At 66.9% G+C, this 23,147-nt stretch carries 18 protein-coding genes; 11 read left to right on the top strand and 7 right to left on the bottom strand.

The features are described 5' to 3' along the window. Positions 1-222: 222 nt before the first annotated feature. The 6 genes from EJ913_RS10940 (at position 223) to EJ913_RS10915 (ending at position 5,253) form a co-directional block, all read left to right on the top strand. Positions 223-909: an ABC transporter ATP-binding protein gene (locus tag EJ913_RS10940; RefSeq protein ID WP_211098925.1), complete on the top strand. Its 687-nt coding sequence runs from the start codon at positions 223-225 to the stop codon at positions 907-909. Continuing rightward, positions 906-2,108 carry an ABC transporter substrate-binding protein gene (locus EJ913_RS10935; RefSeq protein ID WP_126997678.1) on the top strand — a complete coding sequence of 401 codons (1,203 nt, stop codon included), beginning with the start codon at positions 906-908 and terminating at the stop codon, positions 2,106-2,108. The genes EJ913_RS10940 and EJ913_RS10935 overlap by 4 nt, the downstream gene beginning before the upstream one ends. Positions 2,109-2,139: 31 nt before the next feature. Next, complete coding sequence (locus EJ913_RS10930) at positions 2,140-3,120, top strand: PQQ-dependent catabolism-associated beta-propeller protein (RefSeq protein ID WP_126997676.1); 981 nt, start codon at positions 2,140-2,142, stop codon at positions 3,118-3,120. Then, a complete protein-coding gene (locus tag EJ913_RS10925) occupies positions 3,117-3,902 on the top strand; it encodes an ABC transporter ATP-binding protein (RefSeq protein WP_342353706.1) in 786 nt (261 codons plus the stop codon). The genes EJ913_RS10930 and EJ913_RS10925 overlap by 4 nt, the downstream gene beginning before the upstream one ends. Next, entirely contained in the window at positions 3,902-4,723 is an 822-nt protein-coding gene (locus tag EJ913_RS10920; protein ID WP_126997942.1) for an ABC transporter permease, read from the top strand. Before EJ913_RS10925 ends, EJ913_RS10920 begins: the two co-directional genes overlap by 1 nt. A gap of 134 nt (positions 4,724-4,857) precedes the next feature. Then, a complete protein-coding gene (locus tag EJ913_RS10915; protein ID WP_126997674.1) occupies positions 4,858-5,253 on the top strand; it encodes a hypothetical protein in 396 nt (131 codons plus the stop codon). Positions 5,254-5,271: 18 nt separating this feature from the next. Here EJ913_RS10915 and EJ913_RS10910 read toward each other — a convergent pair whose 3' ends face one another. Further along, positions 5,272-5,769, bottom strand: a complete 498-nt coding sequence (locus EJ913_RS10910; RefSeq protein WP_126997672.1) for a DUF3280 domain-containing protein — start codon at positions 5,767-5,769, stop codon at positions 5,272-5,274. A 65-nt stretch (positions 5,770-5,834) separates the two neighbouring features. Here EJ913_RS10910 and EJ913_RS10905 point away from each other — a divergent pair, with 65 nt between their 5' ends. Continuing rightward, positions 5,835-6,449, top strand: a complete 615-nt coding sequence (locus EJ913_RS10905) for a hypothetical protein (RefSeq protein WP_126997670.1) — start codon at positions 5,835-5,837, stop codon at positions 6,447-6,449. 7 nt (positions 6,450-6,456) lie between these two features. Here EJ913_RS10905 and EJ913_RS10900 read toward each other — a convergent pair whose 3' ends face one another. The 3 genes from EJ913_RS10900 to EJ913_RS10890 all read right to left on the bottom strand — a co-directional run bounded on the left by EJ913_RS10900 (position 6,457) and on the right by EJ913_RS10890 (position 9,779). Beyond that, positions 6,457-7,332: a quinoprotein dehydrogenase-associated putative ABC transporter substrate-binding protein gene (locus EJ913_RS10900; protein WP_126997668.1), complete on the bottom strand. Its 876-nt coding sequence runs from the start codon at positions 7,330-7,332 to the stop codon at positions 6,457-6,459. Between the two features lie 13 nt (positions 7,333-7,345). Continuing rightward, complete coding sequence (locus tag EJ913_RS10895) at positions 7,346-7,804, bottom strand: c-type cytochrome (protein WP_126997666.1); 459 nt, start codon at positions 7,802-7,804, stop codon at positions 7,346-7,348. A 94-nt stretch (positions 7,805-7,898) separates the two neighbouring features. After that, positions 7,899-9,779, bottom strand: a complete 1,881-nt coding sequence (locus EJ913_RS10890) for a methanol/ethanol family PQQ-dependent dehydrogenase (RefSeq protein WP_126997664.1) — start codon at positions 9,777-9,779, stop codon at positions 7,899-7,901. Between the two features lie 517 nt (positions 9,780-10,296). Here EJ913_RS10890 and EJ913_RS10885 point away from each other — a divergent pair. Further along, positions 10,297-10,491 (top strand): hypothetical protein, encoded by a 195-nt coding sequence (locus EJ913_RS10885; RefSeq protein WP_126997662.1) that lies wholly within the window; start codon positions 10,297-10,299, stop codon positions 10,489-10,491. 33 nt (positions 10,492-10,524) lie between these two features. On the opposite strand, the gene EJ913_RS10880 is transcribed toward EJ913_RS10885, so the two are convergent. The 3 genes from EJ913_RS10880 to EJ913_RS10870 are packed head-to-tail and all read right to left on the bottom strand — an operon-like array spanning position 10,525 to position 12,661. Beyond that, a complete protein-coding gene (locus EJ913_RS10880; RefSeq protein ID WP_126997660.1) occupies positions 10,525-11,265 on the bottom strand; it encodes an ABC transporter permease in 741 nt (246 codons plus the stop codon). A 9-nt stretch (positions 11,266-11,274) separates the two neighbouring features. Further along, positions 11,275-12,270 carry an ABC transporter substrate-binding protein gene (locus tag EJ913_RS10875; RefSeq protein ID WP_126997658.1) on the bottom strand — a complete coding sequence of 332 codons (996 nt, stop codon included), beginning with the start codon at positions 12,268-12,270 and terminating at the stop codon, positions 11,275-11,277. A 55-nt stretch (positions 12,271-12,325) separates the two neighbouring features. Further along, on the bottom strand, positions 12,326-12,661 hold the full coding sequence (locus EJ913_RS10870) for a hypothetical protein (protein WP_238519232.1): 336 nt from the start codon (positions 12,659-12,661) through the stop codon (positions 12,326-12,328). A gap of 513 nt (positions 12,662-13,174) precedes the next feature. Here EJ913_RS10870 and EJ913_RS10865 point away from each other — a divergent pair. The 3 genes from EJ913_RS10865 (at position 13,175) to EJ913_RS10855 (ending at position 23,001) form a co-directional block, all read left to right on the top strand. Further along, positions 13,175-14,023, top strand: a complete 849-nt coding sequence (locus EJ913_RS10865) for a hypothetical protein (RefSeq protein WP_185909744.1) — start codon at positions 13,175-13,177, stop codon at positions 14,021-14,023. An 84-nt stretch (positions 14,024-14,107) separates the two neighbouring features. After that, entirely contained in the window at positions 14,108-18,349 is a 4,242-nt protein-coding gene (locus EJ913_RS10860; RefSeq protein WP_126997654.1) for a hypothetical protein, read from the top strand. Continuing rightward, a complete protein-coding gene (locus EJ913_RS10855) occupies positions 18,346-23,001 on the top strand; it encodes a tubulin-like doman-containing protein (RefSeq protein ID WP_126997652.1) in 4,656 nt (1,551 codons plus the stop codon). Before EJ913_RS10860 ends, EJ913_RS10855 begins: the two co-directional genes overlap by 4 nt. Positions 23,002-23,147: the final 146 nt, after the last annotated feature.

Raw genomic sequence — 23,147 nt, 5'->3', positions numbered from 1 at the left:
CGTTCGGGACGTGGCGCGGGTACCGCTGCGATGCCATAGTTGCAAAGGCGTCGCAAAAGGAACGGCGTCGCAGTGGCGGATGATCGCCCGATGATCGAATGCCTTTCAGAAACCAAAGGCGCGGCACCCCTGGGTCGGCCAGCCGGAACCGGTTCCGGCCCCCTGTCGGTCGACATCCGGTCCAAGCGGTTTCCCGGCCAGGGAAAAGCGGCGGCGCGCCGCGTGTTCGAAGACTTCCGGCTCACCCTGCCGGCGGGCCGCTTCCACGCGATCCTCGGGCCGTCGGGCTGCGGCAAGACCACGCTGCTGAACATCGTCGCCGGGCTCGACCGGGACTTCCAGGGGAGCGTCCTCCTGCCGGGAACGGAGGAGGGCGGCCCTGAGCCGGTGCTGGGATACGTGTTCCAGAATCCGCTCCTGCTGCCGTGGCGCACGGTCGCCGAGAACCTCGCCCTCGTCCTGCACGGCCGGCCGGACCGGGACGAGCGGGTCGCCCGATGGCTGCGCGAGGTCGGCCTGGACGGGCAAGGCGCCGTGTACCCGCCGCGCCTGTCGGTCGGCATGAGCCGCCGCGCGGCGCTGGCGCGGGCCTTCGCGGTCGAGCCGGGCCTGCTGCTGATGGACGAGGCCTTCGCCTCGCTCGACGACGCGACCGCCCGGCCGTTGCGACGCCTGCTGACCCGCATCCTGCGCGCCCACCCGACCACGGTGCTGTTCGTCACTCATGATTTGCGCGAGGCGATCACGCTGGCCGACCGCCTCCTGTTCCTGTCGCGGCCGCCCACCCGGCTGCTGCTCGACCTCCCGGTGGCGTTGAGCGACGAGGACAGGGCCGACGAGGACCGGATCGACGCCTTCCGGTCGGCGTTGCGGCGCGAGCACGCGGCGGCACTGGAGGGCGTGGCATGACGGCGCTTCGCCGGCTGGCCGTCGCCTGCGCGCTTCTGCTCGCCGGTTCCGCCTGGGGGGGCGCCGGGGCCGCCGACCCGCTGACGATCCGCATCGGCTACCTGACCCGTGCGGAGGAACCGAGGATTCCCCTCACCTTCCTCGAACCGGTGGTGGAGGACGAAGGGGTGCAGGGCGCGCGCCTCGCCGTCGTCGACAACGACACGACCGGGCGCTTCCTCAACCAGCGCTTCGAACTGGTGGAGGCGACGGTCCCGGAGGGCGAAGGCGTCGAGGGGGCGGTGCGCGGCCTCGCCGCCCAGGGCATCCGGTTGCTCGTCGCCGATCTGCGGGCCGACGCCCTGCTGGCCGCCGCCGCGCTTCCCGACGCGCGCGCGATGCTGATCCTCAACGCCCGCGCGCCCGACGACGAACTGCGCAACGAACTTTGCCGCGCCAACCTGCTGCACACGGCGCCCAGCCGGCGGATGCTGGCCGACGCGCTGGCGCAGTATCTGGCGCTGCGGCGCTGGTCGAACTGGATGCTGGTGGTCGGCCGCGCGCCGGAGGACGCCGCCTTCGCCGAGGCCTTGCGCCGCGCCGCCAAACGCTATGGCGCCCGCATCGTCGAGGAGAAGATCTGGAGCTTCGAGGACGCCAACCGCCGGGTGGACACCGGCCACGTCACCCTTCAGTCGGAAATCCCCGTCTTCACCCAGGGACGCGACCACGACGTGGTGGTGGTCGCCGACGAGGCGGACGCGTTCGGCGAGTATCTCGCCTACCGCACCTGGCTGCCCCGGCCGGTGGTCGGCACCCACGGGCTGGTGCCGACCGCGTGGTCGCGGGTGCACGAGCAATGGGGGGCCACGCAACTGCACAGCCGTTTCGAGCGGCAGGCCGGACGCTGGATGCGCCCCCGCGACTACGCGGCCTGGATCGCCGTCCGCGCGGTGGGCGAGGCGGCGACGCGCACCAACTCGGCCGATCCGGCGGTGCTGGCGGCCTACATCCGTGGGCCGGACTTCACCCTGCCGGCGTTCAAGGGACAGGGGTTGAGCTTCCGCCCGTGGGACGGCCAGCTGCGCCAGCCCGTGCTGCTCGCCGGGCCGCGCACGCTGGTGTCGGTGTCGCCGCAACCCGGATTCCTGCACCAGTTCTCGGAGCTCGACACGCTGGGCGACGACCAGCCGGAGACCAAATGCAGCGGACGCGGATAACCGCGCCGGACACCGAAGGGAGGATGTGCACATGCCGATCGTCAAGGGAGCCGCGCTGGCGGCGCTGGGGTTCGCCCTCGCGCTGCCGGGCCCGGAACCGGCGCGGGCCGACACCGTGTTCGTGTCCAACGAAAAGAGCAACACCGTCTCCGTCGTGGATGGGGAGAAGCTGGCGGTGGTGGCCACCATCAAGGTCGGGCGGCGCCCGCGCGGCATCACCTTCAACCAGGACATGACCCGCGTCTACGTCTGCGTGGGGGACGACAACCGGGTCGACGTGATCGACGTGGCGACGCTGAAGGTGGTGGACCGCCTGCCTTCCGGCCCCGACCCGGAGCTGTTCGTGCTGGAGCCGCAGGGCCGCCTGCTCTACGTCGCCAACGAGGACGACAACAAGGTGTCGGTGGTGGACACCGCCGCCAAGAAGATCATTGGGGAAATCCAGGTCGGCGTCGAGCCGGAGGGCATGGGCATCAGCCCGGACGGCAAGATCCTGGTGAACACCTCCGAAACCACGAACATGGCGCATTTCATCGACACCGCCTCGCACACGATCACCGACAACGTGCTGGTGGACGCCCGCCCGCGCGTGGCGCGCTTCACCGCCGACGGGCGCTTCGTCTGGGTGTCGGCCGAGATCGGCGGGACGGTCAGCGTCATCGACCTCGGCACCCGGAAGGTCGTCCACAAGATCCGCTTCGCCGTCCAGGGTGTCCCGCGCGAATCGATCCAGGCGGTCGGCATCCAGATGACGCGCGACGGCAAACGGGCCTTCGTGGCGCTCGGCCCGGCCAACCGGGTGGCCGAGATCGACGCCGAGACCTACGAGGTCAAGCGCTACCACCTCGTCGGCCAGCGCGTCTGGAATCTGGCGCTGTCGCCGGACGAGAAGCGCCTCTACACGACGAACGGAGTCAGCAACGACGTGTCGGTGCTGGACATGGAGCGCGGCCGGGTCATCAAGTCGGTGGCGGTGGGTGGCGCGCCGTGGGGCGTGATCGTCAAGCCGTGACGGACGGCGGCGCGGGGATGGCGGTTCCGGCGGAGGTTCCGGTCCTGGAGGTTGAGGGGTTGAGCCACCGCTTCGGGGAGCGCAAGGCGCTGGACGGCGTGTCCTTCGCCATTCCGGCCGGGCGCTTCGTCGCTCTGCTGGGGCTGAACGGCGCGGGAAAGACCACGCTGTTCTCGCTGATCACCCGGCTTTACAACAACCAGACGGGCGGCATCCGCGTGTTCGGAGTCGACATGCGCCGGCATCCCGCGCGGGCGCTGGCGCGGATCGGCGTGGTGTTCCAGCAGCCGACCCTCGACCCCGACCTCACCGTCCTGCAGAACCTGCGCTACCACGGCGGGCTGCACGGTCTGTCCTCGAAACGGATCACCGAAAGCACCCGCGAGGAGTTGACCCGCATCGGTCTCGCCGACCGCGCGGACGAGCGGGTGCGCAGCCTGTCCGGCGGGCAGCGGCGGCGGGTGGAGATCGCCCGTGCCCTGCTGCACCGCCCGGACCTGCTGCTGCTCGACGAGCCGACCGTGGGACTGGACATCGAGCTGCGCCGACAGGTTCTCGACCATGTGCACGCGCTCTGCCGGGAACGCGGGCTCGCCGTGCTGTGGGCGACGCATCTGATCGACGAGGCGTGGGCCGACGACGGGGTCGTGGTGCTGCACCGTGGACGGGTGCTCGCCGCCGGGCCTGTGGCGGAACTGCGCGCCGAAGCCGACGGCGTGTCCCTGGGGGAGGCGTTCGGCCGGCTGACGGCCGCGGCGGCGCCGCGCGGGGGGGCTCCATGATGACCGCGCCGATCTGGGGCCGCTGCCTGCGCGCCATCGTGGTGCGCGAGGGGCTGCGCTTCGTGCACCAGCGCGAGCGCTTCTTCGCGGCGCTGGTGCGCCCGCTGGTCTGGCTCGGCATCTTCGCGGTCGGCTTCCGCGCGGTGCTCGGCCTGTCGATCATCCCGCCCTACGAGACCTACATCCTCTACGAGGAGTACGTCGTGCCGGGGCTGATCGGCATGATCCAGCTCTTCAACGGCATGCAGAGTTCGCTGTCCATGGTCTACGACCGGGAGATGGGCAGCATGAAGACCCTGCTGGTCAGCCCGCTGCCGCGCTGGTACCTGCTGGTCTGCAAGCTGCTGGCCGGCGTGCTGGTGTCGGTCGTCCAGGCCTATGTCTTCCTCGCCGTGGCGTGGTTCTGGGACGTGCGGCCGCCGCCGCTCGGCTACGTCGCGGCGCTGCCGGCGCTGCTGCTCGGCGGGTTGATGCTGGGGGCGCTCGGCCTGCTGCTCTCCTCCTTCATCAAGCAGTTGGAGAACTTCGCCGGGGTGATGAACTTCGTCATCTTCCCGATGTTCTTCGCCTCCTCCGCCCTCTACCCGATCTGGCGCATCCGCGAGGGCAGCCCGGTCCTGGCGTGGGTCGCCGAACTCAACCCGTTCACCCACGCGGTCGAACTGATCCGCTTCGCCCTGTACCTGGACGTGAACGCGACGGCGGTGCTGGTGGTGGCGGGCTGTCTGGCGCTGTTCCTGGGCGGGGCGATCCTGGCCTACGACCCCGGACGCGGCTTCTGGGCGCGCCGGGCCGGGCCGGCGGAACAGGGCGGAGGCTGACGGGGATCGCAGGATGGGGATCAACGGCCCCGACGCCTGTTGAACGTCCATCGAGGTTTCGCGCGCGGGCGGCGCCAGTCCGCATCACGAACAAGACGCCGAACCTCCCAACACCCTATTTGGAGGAACGTCCCATGAGGACTCAACGCAACGCATTCCTCGCGTCCGCCCTGGCTTTCGGGCTGCTCGTCGCGGCCGGTCCGGCGCTGGCCCAGTCGTCGCCCTCCGGCACCATGGGGGGCGCCACCGGGGGCACCATGAATTCCGGCACGACGGGCGCGCAGGGCTCCACCTCGACGACCGGGACGCTGCCGGACAACTCGCTGGCCGGGCAGCGGCAGGGCGCCATGACCGGCGGCAAGACCCCGCAGACCGGAGACCAGGGCGCGTCCCCCGGCACGTCCGGCTCGTCCTCCGCCCCGACCGGCGCGTTGCCGGACAACTCGCTGGCCGGGCAGCGGCAGGGCGTGATGGACGGCGGCTCCGTCACCCAGGGCGGCAGCGGCTCCACCACCCCGCAACCGAAGTAAGGAGGGTCGCTCCCGCGATCACGGCGGCGGGGCCAGAAGACGGTGACGCAGCAGCCATTCGACGCCGTGCCGCCATGACCGCTCGTTGTCGCCCCGGATGTCCGCGACGCCCACGGCGACGGGCTGTCCGTCGCCGGTGCCGCGCAGCACGATCTCCATGGTGAGGATCAGGGTGCTGGTCTTGTGGACGACGCCCGTCGCCACGATCCCGGCGCCCTCCCTCCGCCCCAGATCGACCTCGCAGCCGTTGCAGGAGCGCACCGACGCGGGCAGCGCGGCGGCGATGGCGGAGTCGCGGGCCAGCGTCACCGCGTAGCGGCCCGACGCCGCCAAGCCGTCGCGCAGCACGCCGGTCATCCGCTCCAGCCGCCCGGCGTGGTCGGGATGCGCGCCCTCGCCGCTGGTGTCGAGGATTTCCAGGTCGAACAGCAGCAGCCGCGCCGGCGGCTCGGCCGACGCGGCGGAAACCGCGAAAAGAAAAACCGCCAGCGCCGCGGCAAGCGCCCATCCCCTCATCGGTTCCGCCTCCCACCCGAAAGAGAAACTAGCCAAGGACGCCGGTTCTTCGCCACTCTCACAGCATGTCCCCCCGACTGACCCTGCCCCTTCTCGGCCTGACCTGCCTGACATGGGCGCTGGCCGCGCCGCCCGCCGCCACGGCGGCCGGGCGCGACCCGGATTGGCCCTGCGTCCAGATTTTGGTGCCGACCTTGTCCCCCGGCCAGATCTGGGCCGGCGACCCGGTCGAGGGGAAGGAGGGCGCGTGGCGGGACGTTCCCGGCCTGGAGCCCGTTCTGAAGCAGGCGCTCGACCGTTCGGCCGACGAAGACCGGACCGAGGCGGCCATCGGCCGTTTTGCCGACACGCTGAGCGCCCAGCGCAACGAGGTCCTCACTGTCCTGTTCGCCGCCGTGTTCGACGCGCTCAACCGCGAGCGCGGCGAGACCATCGGCGCGATCCAGCGCTACGCCCGCCAGCAGCACGCCCTGCTCGACCGCATCGACGAAGGGCTGACCCGCCTGCGGGAGCTTCCGCAGACCTCTCCCGAGGCGGAGGCGCTGGCGGCCGACATCGCGTGGCAGCGGCGGATCCTCGACGAACGGCGGCGCTACCAGAGCGCCATGTGCGACCAGCCGGTGCGGTTGGAGCAGCGGCTCGGCCGTCTCGCCCGCGCCATCGCCGCTCATCTGGACTGACGCCCCGTCAGTTGGCCGTCCGGGACCCCGCCGGCTCCTTGGCCGCCGTCTTGAGGGTGCCGTCGGGAGCGACCAGCGGAACGTGGTAGCGCAGCAGGATGCCGTCGATGTCGGCCTGCCGCCGCGCGATGAAGCCGTTGAGCCAGTGCTTCCACTCCGGCTCGTCGGCCCGAATGCCCATGGAGATGTCGAATTGCAGGTGGGACACCGCCGCCTCCTTCACCAGGGGAACGACGGTCAGCGGTTCCGCCCGCCGGGCCGCGTGATAGCCGGCGATCGGCCCCCAGATCACCGCCGCGTCGGTCCGCCCGCTCGCCACGTCGTCGATGGCGTCCTTGGCCGGGTTGTTCGCGCGCGTGTCGGTGTTGAGCTGGTAGGGCTCGGTCTTGGTGAGGCCGTAGCGGCGCATGAGGGTGGCGGCCGGCGTCCGCTCGACGATGCCGATGCGGGCTTCCCTCAACGACGGATCCGCCAAGCTTTCGGCCCGGATTCCTGACGCGGTCCGGTAGACCAGGGCGTAGACGGTCCGGTAATAGGGGTTGGTGTTCTGCATCTGCTCTTCGCCCGAGGCCGTGCCCATGACCAGATCGCACTGCCGGGCGCGGAGCGTGTTCCGCACGAACCCGATGGTCTGCGGCCACCAGAAATAGACCACCGGCCGTTGGAGATCCTCGCCGATCAGGCGGGCGATCTCGTTCTCGAACCCCTCCAGCCGGTCGTTGGAGAAGGGCAGCAGATTGGCGTCCGCGCAGATCCGCACGGCCTCGCGGCCATCGACTCCGATGGCGGCCTCGATGGCGGTCGCCGGATGGACGGACAGGGTGACGGCCAGCGCGACGAAGGCCACGGCGGCCGAGCTCCGCAACCGGAGGAAAACCGTCATGACGCCTCCCCCCTCAACCGCCCAGCCGTTGCGGGCGCCCGCCGGGCAGCGCGCCGTCGGCGCGGGCCTTGAGGTAGCGGTAGATGTCGTCCAGATGCATCACGACGTTCGGATCCAGCCCGAAGGACGGCATCACCTTGTCCCCGGTGGCGCCCTGATTCTGGCGGCCGTTGATCACGACCTCCTTGAACTGGTCGTAATCCAGGCGTTTCAGCGAATCCACCAGCGGCGGCGCGAAGGACGACCCGCTGGCGTCGAAGCCATGGCAGGTGTGGCAGACGGAATGGAAGCGGCGGAAGCCGTTGTAGGTGCCCTTGTCCACCTGCCCGTCCCTGACGATGTAGGTCGGCACCCCGTCCGGGCCGGCCGGGGCGTCGTCGTCCGCCGCGACCGGTCCGATGGCCACGGCGCCCGACAGGGCGCCCGACAGGACCAGGGCAAGAAACACGCGAAGTCTGGTGTTCGTGGTCATCGGGATCCTCGCCGGACCGGAGCCCCTTGACCGGAGCCCCCTGGAAGAAACGAAAGCCCCCGGCCTTTCAAAAAGCCGGGGGCTCCCGCGTGTCTCACTTCTGGTCGGGAACGTGGAAGACCGTCAGCACGCCGCCGAGCTGGGTGTACTCGCCCAGCGACGCGTGGGCGCCGACGGCGCCCAGGCCGGCGGTCGCCACCGTGCCGGGCCGATGGCCGGGATGCACGGCCTCGTGCCACGCGTTCGCCCCGCTTTCCTGGGTCAGCCCCGCCGCCAGACCGATCCCGGCCCAGCCGCCGACCCCCGACAGCACGGCGATGTACTGCTTGCCGCCCTGGGTGTAGGTGTTGATGTTGCCGATGATGCCGGACGGCGTCTTGAACCGCCACAGCTCCTTCCCGTCCTTCATGTCGACGGCGATGATGTAGCCTTCCAGCGTGCCGTAATAGGCGACGCCGCCCTTGGTGGTGAGCGCGCCGCTCCACACCGCGAAGCGCTCCGGCCGCGACCAGACGATCTTGCCCGCCGCCGCGTCCCACGCGATGAAGTTGCCCATCCCGCCATGCGAGTTCGGCGTCGGGTACATCGACACGGTCGACCCGACATAGGCCTGGCCCGCCGTGTACGCCACCGAGAACGGCTCGTAATCCATGCAGATGTGGTTGGTCGGCACGTAGAACAGCCCGGTGTCCGGCGAGAAGGACGCCGGCTGCTGGTCCTTGGTGCCCAGCGCCGCCGGGCAGACCGCCGTCGAGTTCTTGTCCTCGCCGTTGGCGAAGGTGCTGTACTTGTCGACGACCTTCGGCCGCCCGGTTGTCATGTCGACCTCGCTCGCCCAGTTGACGGTCGGGTCGTATTTCTGGGCGACCAGCAACTCGCCCGTCGCCCGGTCGATGGTGTAGGCGAAGCCGTTGCGGTCGAAGTTGACCAGAACCTTGCGGGGCTGGCCGTTGACGTTGATGTTGGCCAGGATGTTCTCGTTGACGCCGTCGAAGTCCCATTCGTCGAAGGGCGTCTTCTGGTAAACCCATTTCGCGTCGCCGGTGTCGGGGTCGCGCGCGAAGATGGTCATCGACCATTTGTTGTCGCTCTTGTTCCGATCCTTGTCGACCGCGCGCTGGGTCGGGTTCCAGGAACCGGGATTGCCGGTGCCGTAATAGATCAGGTTCAGCTCGGGATCGTAGGTGTACCAGCCCCAGGTGGTCCCGCCGCCGCGCTTCCATTCGTCGCCCGGCCATGTGCTGACGCCCAGATCCTTCTGCCCGAGCGGCTTGCCCATCATCATGGTCTTGGCCGGGTCGATCTTGACGTCGGCGTCGGGACCGGTCGAGAAGGCCCGCCACAGCATCTTGCCGCTGGTCGTATCGTAGGCGGTCAGGTGGCCGCGCACCCCGAACTCGCCGCCGCTGATGCCGACGAACACCTTGTCCTTCACCACCAGCGGCGCGGCGGTCAGCGATTCGCCCTTGGTGTGGTCGCCGTTCTTGGCCTTCCAAAGCTCCTTCCCGCTGGCCGCGTCCAGCGCGACCAGCGTGTTGTCCGCCTGCGCCAGGAAGAGCTTCCCGTCCGCGACGGCGACGCCGCGGTTGACGGTGTCGCAGCACATGATCGGAATGACGTTGGGATCCTGGACCGATTCATACTTCCAGAGAATGCGGCCCGGATTCTTCAGATCGAGCGCGAAAACCTTGTTCGGAAACGGGGTGTGAATGTACATCACGTCCCCGATGACGATCGGCCCCCCTTCGTGACCGCGCAGGACGCCGGTCGAGAAGGTCCAGGCGACCTGGAGATTCTTGACGTTGTCCGTGGTGATCTGGTTGAGCGGGCTGTAGCGCTGGCCGGCGTAGTTGCCGAGCTGCGACGCCCAGTTGTTCGGATCCGACTGGTTTTTCATGACGCTGTCGTTGGCATGCGCGGACCCGGCGGCCAGGATGGCAGCCAGGGCCAGCGCCCATCGGGACAAGGCCTCCATGCGTTCCCTCCCAATTGTTGGCGCTTAACGCTATCGGAAGGCCGATGGGTCTGGATGCGGAACAGCATTCACAGCACCAAGTCGCGTTTCCGCTCGGATCGCTGCACGCCAATTTAAGGAATTAAGAACTCAACCCTATATTAACAAAGAGTCATCGTCAAGAGCCGCTTATGTAAAGGCCATGCCATCGAATACAGATGTCATCTTCGATTTCAGGCATAACCCTATTAGGTGGTAATATAGCCTTCATGTTTAGTCCGATTCAGAAATGAATATACTGAACACCGGAATATCTCTATTGCATCGCAACATCTTAAGGTCCCGCCAGAAATGCCAAGCGCCAAGTTCAAGCATGGCGAATTTCGTCCAGGAACAGTTTCCTTCAATATTCAGATTCTCATCGATGGACATTTTGGCTGAATGAATGTTATTTCAAAAGTGGACAGGCTCACCAAAACAGATGCGGAGCGCTGTTCACAGTCAGTGATTGTTTTAATCTCTTGAGACATGGTGATGCATGTTCGAACTGGTTCTGGTTGTATGCTTGATGTCGAACCCGGAAGAGTGTTCGATCGAGCGCCCGGCTTTCTCTTCCAAATTCTCGAATGTGATGTCCTGCACGCGCAACGGTTACGTCAGTGCGGTGCAATGGGAAATGGATCATCCGAACTGGCGCGTGCGGCGTTGGCGGTGCCAGCAGCCGGAGACGTGACGGGAGCCGGGACGCCCCACCGGTTCGGCGCGGCTAACGCCGCCAGCGCCCCACGCGCCGGTCCAGCGGCTGCAGCACGGCAAGCTCGATCGCCAGCACCACCGCGATGAAGGCGAAGGTGTAGGCCAGGATGACGGTCACGTCGAAGAGTTGGAAATACAGATTGATCTGGAATCCGACGCCGTCGCTGCGCCCCAGCAGTTCGACCACGAGAACGATCTTCCAGATCAGCGCCAGCCCCGTCCGGGCCGCCGCCAGGACGTACGGGGCGAGCTGAGGCAACACCACGTGCCGCAGCGTGCGCAGGGTCCCCAACCGGTACACCCGCGCGACGTCGAGAAAATCCCGGTCGAGGGTCCGCGCGCCTTCCCGCAGGATCACCGCGACGTTGGGGATCTTGTTGATCGACACGGCGAGGATGGCGGTCGCCTCCACCATCCCGAACCAGACGAAGCACAGGATGATGACCACCAGCGCCGGCAGGTTCAGGAACAGCACCAGCCAGCCGTCGAACAGACGGTCCAGCACCGTCGAACGGCCGAGCGCGATGCCGATCGCGGTGCCGACCGCCATGGACGCCACGAAGCTCGCCGCCACCCGCCTCAGCGTCACCGCCAGATGATGGGGCAGTTCGCCGCTCGCCACACCGCGCAGGATCGCGTCGAGCACATCCGACGGCGGCGGCAGCAGGCGGCTGCCGGCGGTGTCGGCGGCAAGCTGCCAGCACGCCAGCAGCAAGAGCAACGACAGCCCGCGCTGCGCGGCTTTCATCATGGGCGGCGCTCAGCGGGAGTCGGGAATGGACGCGTCGGGCCAGAAGGTGCCTTCGGCCAACCGCCCGGCCTCCCCCACCAGAGCGGGACCGCCCAGTTCCGCGACGATCCCGAAAAGCGCGGCGGCGGCGTCCTTCTCCGCTTGCCCCCAGCGCGAGGGAATGCCGGCGCGGTAGCCGTCGCGCAAGGCCGCGAACACGCGCTCGTCCTCCGCGCGCATGAGCGGCCGCAGCGGCTCCCACGCGTCGTCCGAGGCGCGCAGCGTCTCCTTGGCCTGCAAGGTGGCGCGGAAGAAGGCGGCGACCGCGTCGGCGTGCTCCCGACCCCAGTCGTCGCGAAAGACATAGCCGAGCGCCGGCGTCTCGCCCGCCACGCCGAGCCGGGCCGCAACCTGGTCGACGTCGAGCAGACGCCGGTGCGTCCGTGGGTCCAGCCGCGCCGCGAAAGGCCAGTAGTTCAGCACCGCGTCGAGTTGCCCGGCGCTCATCTGCTGATTGAGCAGCGGGGGAGCCGCGAACACCGGCTGCGCGTCCCGCGCCGGATCGAAGCCGTGCTCCTTGATGGCGAGGGCGCGAAGCAGCAGCCAGTTCTTGTCCAGCGGACCGCCGGCCACGCCGATCCGGCGGCCGCGCAGGTCGGCCAAGGAGGCCAGCGGCGCGTCCCGTCCGACGATCAGCGATCCGACCGAGGTCGAGAACGGGAGGAAGGCGAGGCGCGTCCCGTCGTTGCGCTGACGGCTCGTCCAAATCCAGTCGGTGACGATCAGGTCGACGGTGCCGCTCATCAGCGCGATCTTCCCGGCCTCCGGGTTGGCAAGCTCGATCACCCGCAGATCCAGACCGGCCGAGGCGGCGAAGCCATGACGCCCGATGGTGTCGACCTCCCAACCGGCCGTGCCGAACGTCACCAGCCCGAGACGCAGGGGCGTGGGGTCCGCGGCCTGGGCCGCGTCGGACGACAGGACGGCCAGCGCCAAGCAGGCCGCGTGCATCCATTCGCGAAGCATCGACGTCACCCCCTTGCAGCCGGGCCCTTGCAGGAACTTGGCGATGACGAGGCACTCAGAAACATTTGAGGTCCGCGGCGACCTGGATCTGCCGGAACTCCTCCTGAAGATCCTTGATCCACGCCGCCCCCCGCACGAGCGAGGCGCGTTCGCCCGGCGCGTCCTGCATGACGCGGGCGGTTTCGACGGCCACATACTTGTCGTAGGGAAAGCGGGCCGCAATCTCGTCGACGCTGCAGGAGCATTTGCGCATCGCTTCCTGACTCTGGCCGTTGGCCGCCATGCAGCCCAGGACGTAATCGACGCGCGCGGCGGTCGGGTATCCATCCTCGGCCCGCGCGTCGCCGGCGGCAATCAGGCAAAGCGCGAACAGGACCGCAGGCTTGCTCATGACATCCCTCCAAGCGTGTCGTTGGGGAGTCCATGGTCATTCTGCGGCATCACAGCCGGCACGCTCAAGCGCCCTTTCGCAGAGGCCCGACCGAGCGGCGCCAGCAAAGGCAACCGGACCGACAACGGCAGGCTCAAAAAGTCGGGATCATGCCAGAGGTATTTGGTTCACACCCGCGACACGATCCCGCCGGCTATGGAAGGCGTTGCATGCAAAAAAGGGCACGTTATTAGAAACTACAACCCTCATGCTTTCGGGAAAGGAGAAAAAGCGTTTTTTGAGGGAAATATCTGTATTCTTTAAAGCTATAGAGAAATTTATTTTTTAAGCATCAGCTGCAAAAAATACTTCAGATAAACCAAAATATTTATAATATATTCACACGGATTTATGTCGTTAAATAAGAATAATTATTGCCTCAGTCAAAACATCATACATTGGCATGCAATATAATTACTTGTATTTTTAAAATAATTTGTCATTATGACCATAAAATTTTTCATGGTTTGGCCCATGGACACCTCAAACATTGCCGCATCGTCCTCATCGCCTGTTGCCAAGCTCCCTCCCACGAGAGCTTTTGGTTTTACCGCCGACCTGTCCAACCAAATCGACGATGTTTCGGCGTCTCAGTCATTCGTGTTGGTCAGCGGGCTGAGGGACAGCGGAGCGGACGATGTGATCCAAGCCTTGGCCGAAAAGCACGGATCACACAGCGCCAAAAAAAATTATATATCCAATTTACGTAAAAATGTCATTGAGACGGATTTAAACAATGGGGTCTTGATTGTGTTGCATGACATCGAAAAAATTGACAATAATTCTCAAAATATTCTGTATAAGTTTTGCATGGGTGATCTTAATCAGTCTAATTCATTTATCATAGCGCATTGCAATGACATAAAATTTCTCGAATATCCTGATAAATTTCTTCCTAATCTTCTTGCAATTCTTTCCACTCGACACGTTCAAGTGCCGCTCCTCCACACACGTCACGACGCTCTCAAGGCGCTGGTCACTCACTACCTTGAGGCGGAACGCTTGCCGCACAGCTTCGCTCTTGAAGTCTTCGCGCTGCTGGAGGTGCTGAAATGGCCGTCCAGCAAGGAGGACTTGCGGCAACTCGTGAGGTCCGTCGCCTCCGGCCCCCCGGCGGCGAACGGCGTCTACACCGCCCAGGCCGTTGCCCGAACGCTGGTCAACTCCCGGCTGGGCTGGAGGGATTCGGGGAGATACAGCACACCGCCACCTTCGTGCATCAAACGGTTCATGGCCCTGGTCGAAGACGTGGACGTCGTCGCCCGGTTGCTCGGCTGCACGTCCACCACGATTCAGATGCAACTCAAGAAACCGCGACGCTGACGTCTCGCGCAGACAGCACGGAGTTTCATGCCCATGTCATCGCACGGATGGATCCGCGGGAGTCTTCCGCGGCGCTGCTTCGCCATGCTGACGATCCTGACGGCGATGGCCTTCTGGACGCCCCTGGCCGAAGCCCAGGATCTCCCGCCCATCGATCTGCATGTCTACATCGACGGCTCCGGCTCGGTCTTCAATCCGAGGAACGAAGCCTCGCCGCACAAGACCATCGTCGCGATGATCAAGGGGTTGGTCGACGAGCCCGTCGGTTCCGGCGATCGGGCGATGCCCTTGATCCGGGTGGGCAGCCGGATCACCGTCTCCACCTTCGGCGGCGCGACGGTCAGGGACAAATACGCGCTGACCGTCAACAGCGCGCGCGCCGAACTGGCCGCGTCCCTCGACCGCCTTCTGGACGAAAGCGATGCGGTGAAGACCACGGATTTCGGTCCGCTGTTCGAGAGCATCAAAAAGAGCGCCGCCGAGTGGTCGCGCTCGGACGGCCATCTGCACATGGTCCTCATCGCCAGCGACTTCATCCAGGAAGAGGCGGAAAAGCTGCGCCCCTCGCGGAAGAGGGCGCCCGGCAACGCGAAGGCCGATGTCTGCGACTATCTGAGCTTTCCGACCGGAGCGCACCAGACCCGCCTGCGCGCGCCGCTGGGCGATCTCGCGACCTTCGTGAACCAGTTCAACGGCGACCGGGAGAGCGGCTACCCGGTCGTGTTCATCGGCCTGAGAGTCGCCCCCGCCGTCACCCGGAACCCGGCCTACGACGCCTGCGTCGCGCGCGCCTTCAACGAGCGCTGGACCCTGAAGGCGATGGAGAACGCCCCGCTCTCCATCGAGACGGTCGATTTCGACCTCTACAAGCAGCAGCTCTCGGGATTCGTCAAGCGCCTCAACCAGATCGTCGAGGACGCCACCGGAAACGGCCTCAGGATCGACGAGAAGGCAAGCCTGTGCTTTCGCGATCCGGCGCAGAAGACCGTCGGCTGCACCCTCGGCGTCGTCAACGGAACCGACCGGCCGATCTCGCTGGAAGGCTTCAACTTCCACCGCGACCGGAACGATTCGAAGGCGGGGGGCGCCCAGGAAAGCCGCCTTCCCCGCCCTCCTCTCGTCCTGCCGCGCGAGCAGCGCAAGGTCGAAGTGGAGTTGACCGGCGCGGACGCCGCCCCCTTCATGGCCATGTTCAGCATCCCGGTCAGCGTGTCCAACCGCGGCAACACCCGGCCGGTCAAGGCGTTCATCAAGGCGTACGAGGACACCCCCCCGCAGGTGACGGGGAAAGTCACCGCCAAGCGCTTCGCCGCCGACAAGCCCTACCGGCTCACCCTGCCTCTGGCCAACGAAAGCGGCAAGAGACGGAAGCCCATCCAGGTCGCCTTTTCCAGCTCCCCCGACGGCGGCGCCGATCTGGGCCAGATCTTCGCGCCCCAGACCGACTTCCTGGACACCGGCGCCAAGGTGGAGCTTCCGCCCCTGACGCTCGAATCCTCGGACCTCACCAGCGCCCTCGACGAAGGACGGCCCGTGTACATGACGCTGCGGTCGGAGGACGAAAGGGGAAATTCGGCCTGGGCCAAGCCGGTGTCCATGGACGCGACTCGCTACGGCGCGGCGATCGTCACCGACATCACCGCCATCTCGTCGAACGGCCGGGAGTGGTCGCTCCAGGTCGGGATGCGCAGCCCGGATCCGTCGGTGCGCACCGTGACCGACCTTGAAATCTACTACGGCGACGACAAGCGTCTGCTGGACACCCTCTCCACCTCCGCCATCGTCAAGGCCGCCCAGGCCAGCACGTCCTTTCCCTTCCCGGCGTCGCCGGTGGTGGCGGAAGCGCTGGCCGAAGGCCGCCCCCTGATGGGAGCGATCAGGGACAGCCTGTCCGGCAAGCTTTCCGACCGCGTCGCCATCACGCGCCAGCGGCCGGAACGCATGCTGCTGAAGCCGGTGTCGGCACGGGTGGACGGAAACGACGGCGAGCTTCTCGACCTGCGCATCGGCGTGGCCAACGAAGGGCATTTCAACGGCCGCCTCAGCGCGTTGCGCCTCAACGCCGCCGGCGGCGAAGCCAGCCCGGTCAAGATCGCGCTCGGCTCCCAATCCGTCATGATCCCGCGCCTGCCGCAGGGCGGCCGCGCCGCTCCCTTCGAGATCCGCGTCCCCGTGCCGTTCAAGGATCTGGGGGAACTGGCGGAACGGCGCCCGCTCGCGCTCAAGCTCGTCGATCAGGACGGGCTGGAAAGCCAGGAAGCCATCCCCATCGAGAACATGCCCGGCAAGCAGCCGCTCCGGGTGGGGGACGCGCATTTCGGGGCCGGCGGGCCGAACCAGTCCATCGCCCTCATCGCCACGGTCCGCAACCCGGCGTCGAGCCGCTCGACCATACAGGCCGTGCGCTTCGGCGCCGATGGCGCCGCCGGCGGCGTCGAGGTCAAGTTGCAGTCGCCTCAAGCCGTCGAAGGTTCCGTGCCGGGCGGCAAACCGGCCGAAGCCAGGCTCGTCCTGCCCATACCCGAAAGTCTCCTCCCCACCATCAACCCGGCGCTCCGGCAGACCGCCCTGCTGGTCGAGGCCGGGCAGGACCGGAACGCCCAGCCTGAAAGCTTCCCCGTCACCGCGTTGGACCGCGTGTCCCTGGAGCTCAAGAACGGCACCATCAGCCAGGGCAAGCTCGTTCTCGATCTGTACAATGAATCCGACCACACCTTGTATTTCCAGGAGGCTTGGCTCGCCACCTCCGCTCTCGACTCCACCTCCACCCCTCTGAAGGCAAAGCCGCTGACCCCCACGCCGGTGCCGGGCAAGCAGACGAGAAGCGTGGAGGTTCTCTTGGAGCCGGATCACAACCGGGTCCTGAAAAAGCCCGACGCCGGTCTCGACGCGCAGCCCAGGACGGTCTGGGTGTGCGCCCGCTCGCAACTGGAGGAGACCCAGACCCCGCCGACCTGCGCGGTCGGAGCCGGGAGGTTGGTGACGATCCCGCTTCCTTCCCCGGTCAGGCTGTCCCTCAGCCCGGATCCGCTCGAGCAGATCCCCAAAGGCTCCACCGCGATCAACCTGCGGCTCGTCAACACCGGCACGGTCCCCAACCGCGTGACGGCCGTGGATCTGTGGACCCGCGACGTTTCCCGCCGGCTGGGGACGGTCTTGCTGCAAGAGGAAAAGACGGTCCAGCCGACGACCGGCACAACCGGGGGAAAGCCGGCCCTGGGCGAGGAGGCGAAGACCCAGGCGCTGCCCGATCCCCTGTTCAACGCCGCCTACGGCCAGCAGTCCTTGCTGCTCTGTCCGTTCGACGAGACGTCCCGGCCGGGCGTGCCCCCCAACGCGCCGGACACCAACTGCGGTCCGCTGAAAATGGACAGCTTCGAGTTCACCGTGCAGGACAGCCTGATCCAGCGCGTGCAGATCGGCAACCCGCCCTACACGGTCGTCCGCGCCACGGTCAAGGTGAAGCGCCAGCGCCAAAGCGCGCTGGAGAACATGGCCTTCTACGCGGATCTGCGACCCTCGGACGATTCGCAGGCGCACAGGGTCGAAGTCCTGCGGCCGGAAATCCTGATGGGCCTCGAAACGGAACTGCTTCTGGGCTGGTACCTGGAAGGTGACATCACGGTCAAGAATCCCACCATCCAGTTCGGTTCCACCACCCTTCACGTCAAGGAAGCGACGCGCAAGCACCCGCTCACCGTCGAGCCCATCGAGATCTGGATGAACGCCGGTTTGGCCATGATAACGGCCGTCGTTGCGATGGCGGTCTTCTTCATCATCGTCCTGCTGATGTATTTTGGAAACATCAACCACTTCAGTCTGTCCGCCGTAAAGGACGTGATCGTGAACCTCCCCGAACTCGTGAAGAAAGGTCGGGCATGGATAAACATGATAGAGAGTTTTTCCCCCAGCATTGTCGCGCTGATCGGGGCTATTTTATTAACGAATTACTCTGTGATTTCCCATGGCATCATCGGATACGGCTACAGCCAGGGCACCATCTTCATCGGTCTCGGCATCGCCGCTGCCTCCATCGTGCTGGTCTTCCTCGAATATCACCTCATTGTGACGTGGAGGGCGGCGGTGCTGGTTCATAAGGCCAGCGGCTACGTCGAGTACCCGCGCTTCATCGCGCGGCGCTTCTGCCGTGGCTTCCTGCCGACGGCCATGGGGACCGTCGTGCTGGTGGTCGCGCTGGGCTGGGCGGTCAGCAATTGGCTGTCGCCGTTCAACCCGAAGAACGCCCCCTACAACAACAAGACCCAGGCCTCTCCGCCGGCCCCGCCGGCGCTGCAGAGCGCGCGCCTTCCCGGAGATGCCCAATGAGCCCCATCGACAGCCGGCCTGCTTCCGACAAGACCTACGGCCCGGCCCTGTTCATCGGCCTGGGCGGAACCGGCGTGCGGACGCTGCGGTTCATGCGCTGGCTCGCCACCAGCGGCGGCGACACCGCCCTGGCCGCGGCGATGAGGGACAACCTGATCCAATTGCTGGCCTTCGACATCGACAGCACCTCCGACGACGAGGCGCAGATCGACACCCATGTGCTGCCGACGCCGAGCGGCGGGCAGGATGGCTGGAGCGCCCAGACACGACGGCTGCCGCGCCTGGAAAAGGCGTTCCAGTTCATCCCGACCGAGGGGGTCGGCAACACCCTCAACACGCTCCTGCAAACCGGGCACAACCGGGCGCGGGAGGTCAAGGACAAGGGCACCTGGGCCTATTTCGACTGGCTCCCCGAGGCGGACCAGGAAACGCTGGGCCTGCTCGGGTCCGGACAGAAGGGAACCAAGGGCGCCAGCCAGCGCCGCCCGCTCGGCCGGATCGGCCTTTGCAACGAGGTCAAGGAGATCCTCGAAAAGCTGAAGACCGCCGCCCAGAAGGTCGCCTTCAGCCTGGACGAAGGGGTGGAGACGAACAAGACGCTCAACGTCCATCTGGTCTGCTCGCTGGCGGGGGGCACGGGGGCGGGCATGTTCTGGGACATCGCCTTCCTGCTGCGCGACTTCGTCCCGAACTGCTCGATCTCGGCGTCCTTTCTGCTGGCCGAGCCCTTCGTCAACACCTCCGCCTCCGGGCGAGTCCTGCCGAACTGCTACGCCGCCCTCAAGGAACTGAAGGCGTACAAGAACTGGTCCATTCCGCCGACCGAACGCCTGAGCGTCCTCTACCAACTCGGGCCGAACGGTTATTCGTTGGATCGGACGGCGGGCGCCCCCAGCGCCTTCGACAACGTCTTCCTGTACGGCGCCTTCAAGCCGGCGGGCGGGACCTCCAACGACGCCAACATCACGACCACGTTGACCGACACGAGCTGCCTGCGCATGGCCGAGACCCTGGTCGCCCAGCGGCGCAGGGACGTGCGGCGGGTGCTCGACAGCAGCGGGCGCAACGCCGACACCGACAGCGATTCGCTGAAATCGGAAAGGGCGCGCGAGTATGTCTTCTCCACCGCCTCGGTCATCCGGCTGGACCTCGGGGATCCCGACCGGGTCACGCGCGGGTTGCAGGCGGCCCTGTTCCGGCGTTTCCAGGAACGGGCCGGGGGAAACCTCACCCCTTTCGTCTCCCGCGCCGCCCTGCTGTCGCAGTTGTCCGTCCACTGGGATCCCGAAGGGAAACGGGTCCGGCAGGAGCCGACGCTGTTCAAGGCCTGGATCGCCCACGTCAAGGCCAGCCGCGAAGACATGCAGCGCGCCTCCCTGATCCGGCAGGAACAGATCATCGCCCGCATCCGCGAGGAGGCCCCCGGATTGAGGGAGCTGGACCACGCGCCGGCCGAGCGGATGGACAAGGCGCGCAGACTGTACGACCTGCTGGACGAGGAGATCCGAAACGCGTGGCGGGCCGAGTTGCAGGCCCGCGTCGGCGCCGGCCCATCGGACGCGCCCCGAGGCGTCACCCGCGTGATGCTGTTCGAAAAGGATCTCAAGGTCCACTGGCTCCATTTCACCAAGGCCCTCGATGCCCTTGCGACGACGGTGAAGGAATCGCTGATGCTGCTCGACCCCCGCGCCGAGCGGTGGGCGCGGGACACCGTCAAGGAACTGGAGGAATGGCCGGAGACGGAGGACGCGGCTGGGCAGGCCAGGATCATGGACATGCCGCCGTCCCTGTTCCAGATGCGGGTCGAGTTGGGTCTCTACACGGAGGCCGAGTCCGGCGTGCTGAGAAGGCTTCAGGAGCGCTGGCGGGGCGGCCCCATCGACGCCATGTTCAAGGGACTGTGCAACGCGGTCGCCGTGACGCTGGACCAGCACAAACCGGGCGCCCTCCCGGACCACGTGCTGGAAGACGCGGGCTGGGAAAGCATGGTGAGCGGCTTCGTGCGCCGGAACCGCCGCCCGGTCGCCGACGCGCTGCACCATCTGCTGTCGGTCCATGAACACAATCTGGGGCTGCTGCGTGAGCGCGGCCAGCGCATCGAGGACGCCGCGGTCGCGGCGGTGGGATCGGCTTACTTCCAGGCGGACCACATCCACCAAGTGACGTCGGAAGCGCTGGCCCCGCTCATCGGCGAGTTGCTGGGAACGCGACGACCGTTGTCGACCAATCCGGAGCGCCGGAAGCTGCTGGGGAACGGCTTGGCGGAGATCGCCAAACGGCGGGCGGGACGGTGGGCGAAGGCGTGGGGGCCGACGGACGGGGAATCGATTCTGGCCGCCGACCGCGAACGCTGGGGCGAGTTCCTGGTCCTGTTGGAGAGGCATCTCCGGGTGGACAAGGCGGACGATGCCACAGAGGACGCCGCCGAGACCCTTCCCGCCCGGTCCTCGCTGGCCGAACGGCTCGCGGTGGCTTTCGACGAGCATTGGCTGGGCTCCGCGAAGCCCGACGTGCTGCGCCACGAGCCGAGCTTCGACAACGCCCTGCGGGCGATCCACCTTCTGCCGGACACCTTCTCGGCCTATTGGCTGGAGCAGCCGGCCTTCCTGCTCCGCCGCCTGGGCGGAGCGAAGGGCGTGGCCGACCTGATCAAGCGCTGCCGCAGCACGGTCTTCGAACCGAGCAAGGACTTGAAGTCCATCCAGCTCGACCGCCTCGTCATCGCGCTGCCCCGCATCGACGACACGGCCGGGCCCACACACGCCAACGCCGTCGAGGCCGAGCTGCGGACGGCCTTCACCCAGGCCGCGACGTCCATCATGAAATGCGACCCGATCTTCACGGACACCAGCAGCAAGTTGCCGCTGATCTATTTCGAGGAGCTGTACCATTCCGGCCAATCCATTGCCGGCATCGAGACCTACGACAAGCACTACCGACAGATCCCGCTGGCGCAGCGGCCGCTGCTGCATTTCCATCGCGGCGCCGATCTGCTGGACGGGCTGGTCCCGACGGGGGGATCACAGGTGGCGGTGCTGTGCGGGAACGACGGCTGCACGTACAATCTGGCCGGCCAGACCGGGCTTCTGCACTGCCCCAAATGCCATGGTCCGCTCCTCAACCGCTGCGGCAATCCGGGCTGCGAGGCGGACGATCTGCGCACGCAGCTCAACCCGCCGGTGCCGGGGAAGGACGGCACGGCCGAACCGTCCCACTGCCCGCACCCCGATTGCCACAGGCGCCTTCTGACCTACTGGTGGCAATGCCAGCATCCCGAGCATTGCGAGGACGCGCAGCACCGCCCCCTGTGGCAGCCGACGACCGACAACGAGTGCCGCTTCTGCATGGAGGAATACCGGGCCGGCACGCGCCCCTACCTCGACGTCTGCCGGTGCAACGACAAGGCTCCCCTGCCCTGTCCGGGCTGCCTCGCCGTGGGGAAGGAGGACAGGCGCATGGTTCCGTCCAACCTCATCGGGCTCTTCCGGGACGGCCTGCACCCGTCCCACGCCAAGAGGATCGCGGAGGCCCTGCGAACCGCGAAGCCCCCGCTGCTGATCGACGAATGCCTCCAGAAGACGGGGGCGCCGCACATGATGTTTCCGACCCTGACGTTCGAGCGGAACGGCCGGCTCCTGCGGCGCTCGGTGCACCGCAACGGGGCGGTCTTCCGAAACGACGAGGCGGCGGTATCGACGCGCCACACCTGCTTCCACTGCGCCCACCCCATCCATGTCCCGCCGAGCCGCCTGCGCCTGACGGAACCGATCGGCTGCCCGCGCTGCCTGCGGCAACTGCACGAATGCGTGTACTGCTCCCCCAAGGACAGCGTGCTGTTCCAGCCCCTGCGGCCGGAGGGCGGGGAACCGCGCTGCCCGCGTTGCACCAACCTGTTCGTCCGGGAGCTTCAGGCGTTTCACATCGACGCGGACAAAGGGCTGGAGCGGCCGGCCTTTTGCGTGAACCTCTTCGCCTGCCGCGCCGGAAGCCGGCCCTGGGGCACCAGCAGCGAGCTGAGCCGCGGCCACTGCCGCTGCTGCGACGACGCACAGGCCGGAGTGCGCTTCAGGCTGCGCCCCCGCAAGGACCTGCAAGCCAGCCTCGACCGCTGCCCGATCTGCCGAATCCTGCTGGGAAGCGTGGAGGATGAAGCCATCGTCAGGGACAGCGCCGGCGGCACGCTGGAGCATTTCGCCAAATACCCCTCCGAAGCTCTTGAGGAAACGTGCGAGATCTGCGCCACCCACCCGATCGCCGTGCTGAAATGGATGGTGAAGACCGGGTATTTCGATGCGGCGGCGCGGTCGAAGGCCGAGGAGAGGAGCGCCTCGACGCGGTTCGAGAGCATGGCGAAAGGAAACTACAACATCCCGGCGATCCCGGCCGCCCAGGGCATCGAGATCCTGATGTCCATCAAGGACGAGCCGGACGACCGCCAGTTGTACGAACTGGTCGACCGCCACATCACGCAAGCCAACCGCCTTTCCCGTTCCGAATGGACCCTGGTGGAGGTGCGGGCCGATCTTGCCCGTCTTTTCGTGGGAAGATCGCCGAACGCGCATGTGCCCATCGCCCGGCTGGAAACCCTGATCGACATCCATCGGACGTGGCATGAAGGACGCCAGCCGGCATCGTCCGACACACCGCTCTGATGCGAGGCTCGCGGCGGCGGCGCCCCTCGGCCAGCCGATCGCCGGGACCCGGCAACACTCCGCCATGCGGTTGGGGGTGGGCCGCCCCCTGGCGGCCGCGTGGCGGAGCGGTCCGGCTTGGAAGCCGTCAAGCGGAGGCCGGCGAA

It is taken from the genome of Azospirillum doebereinerae (assembly GCF_003989665.1).
GTDB classification, from domain to species: Bacteria; Pseudomonadota; Alphaproteobacteria; order Azospirillales; family Azospirillaceae; genus Azospirillum; species Azospirillum doebereinerae.
Note: the sequence above shows the minus strand (reverse complement) of the source record. Positions and strands in the feature narration are given on the sequence as shown.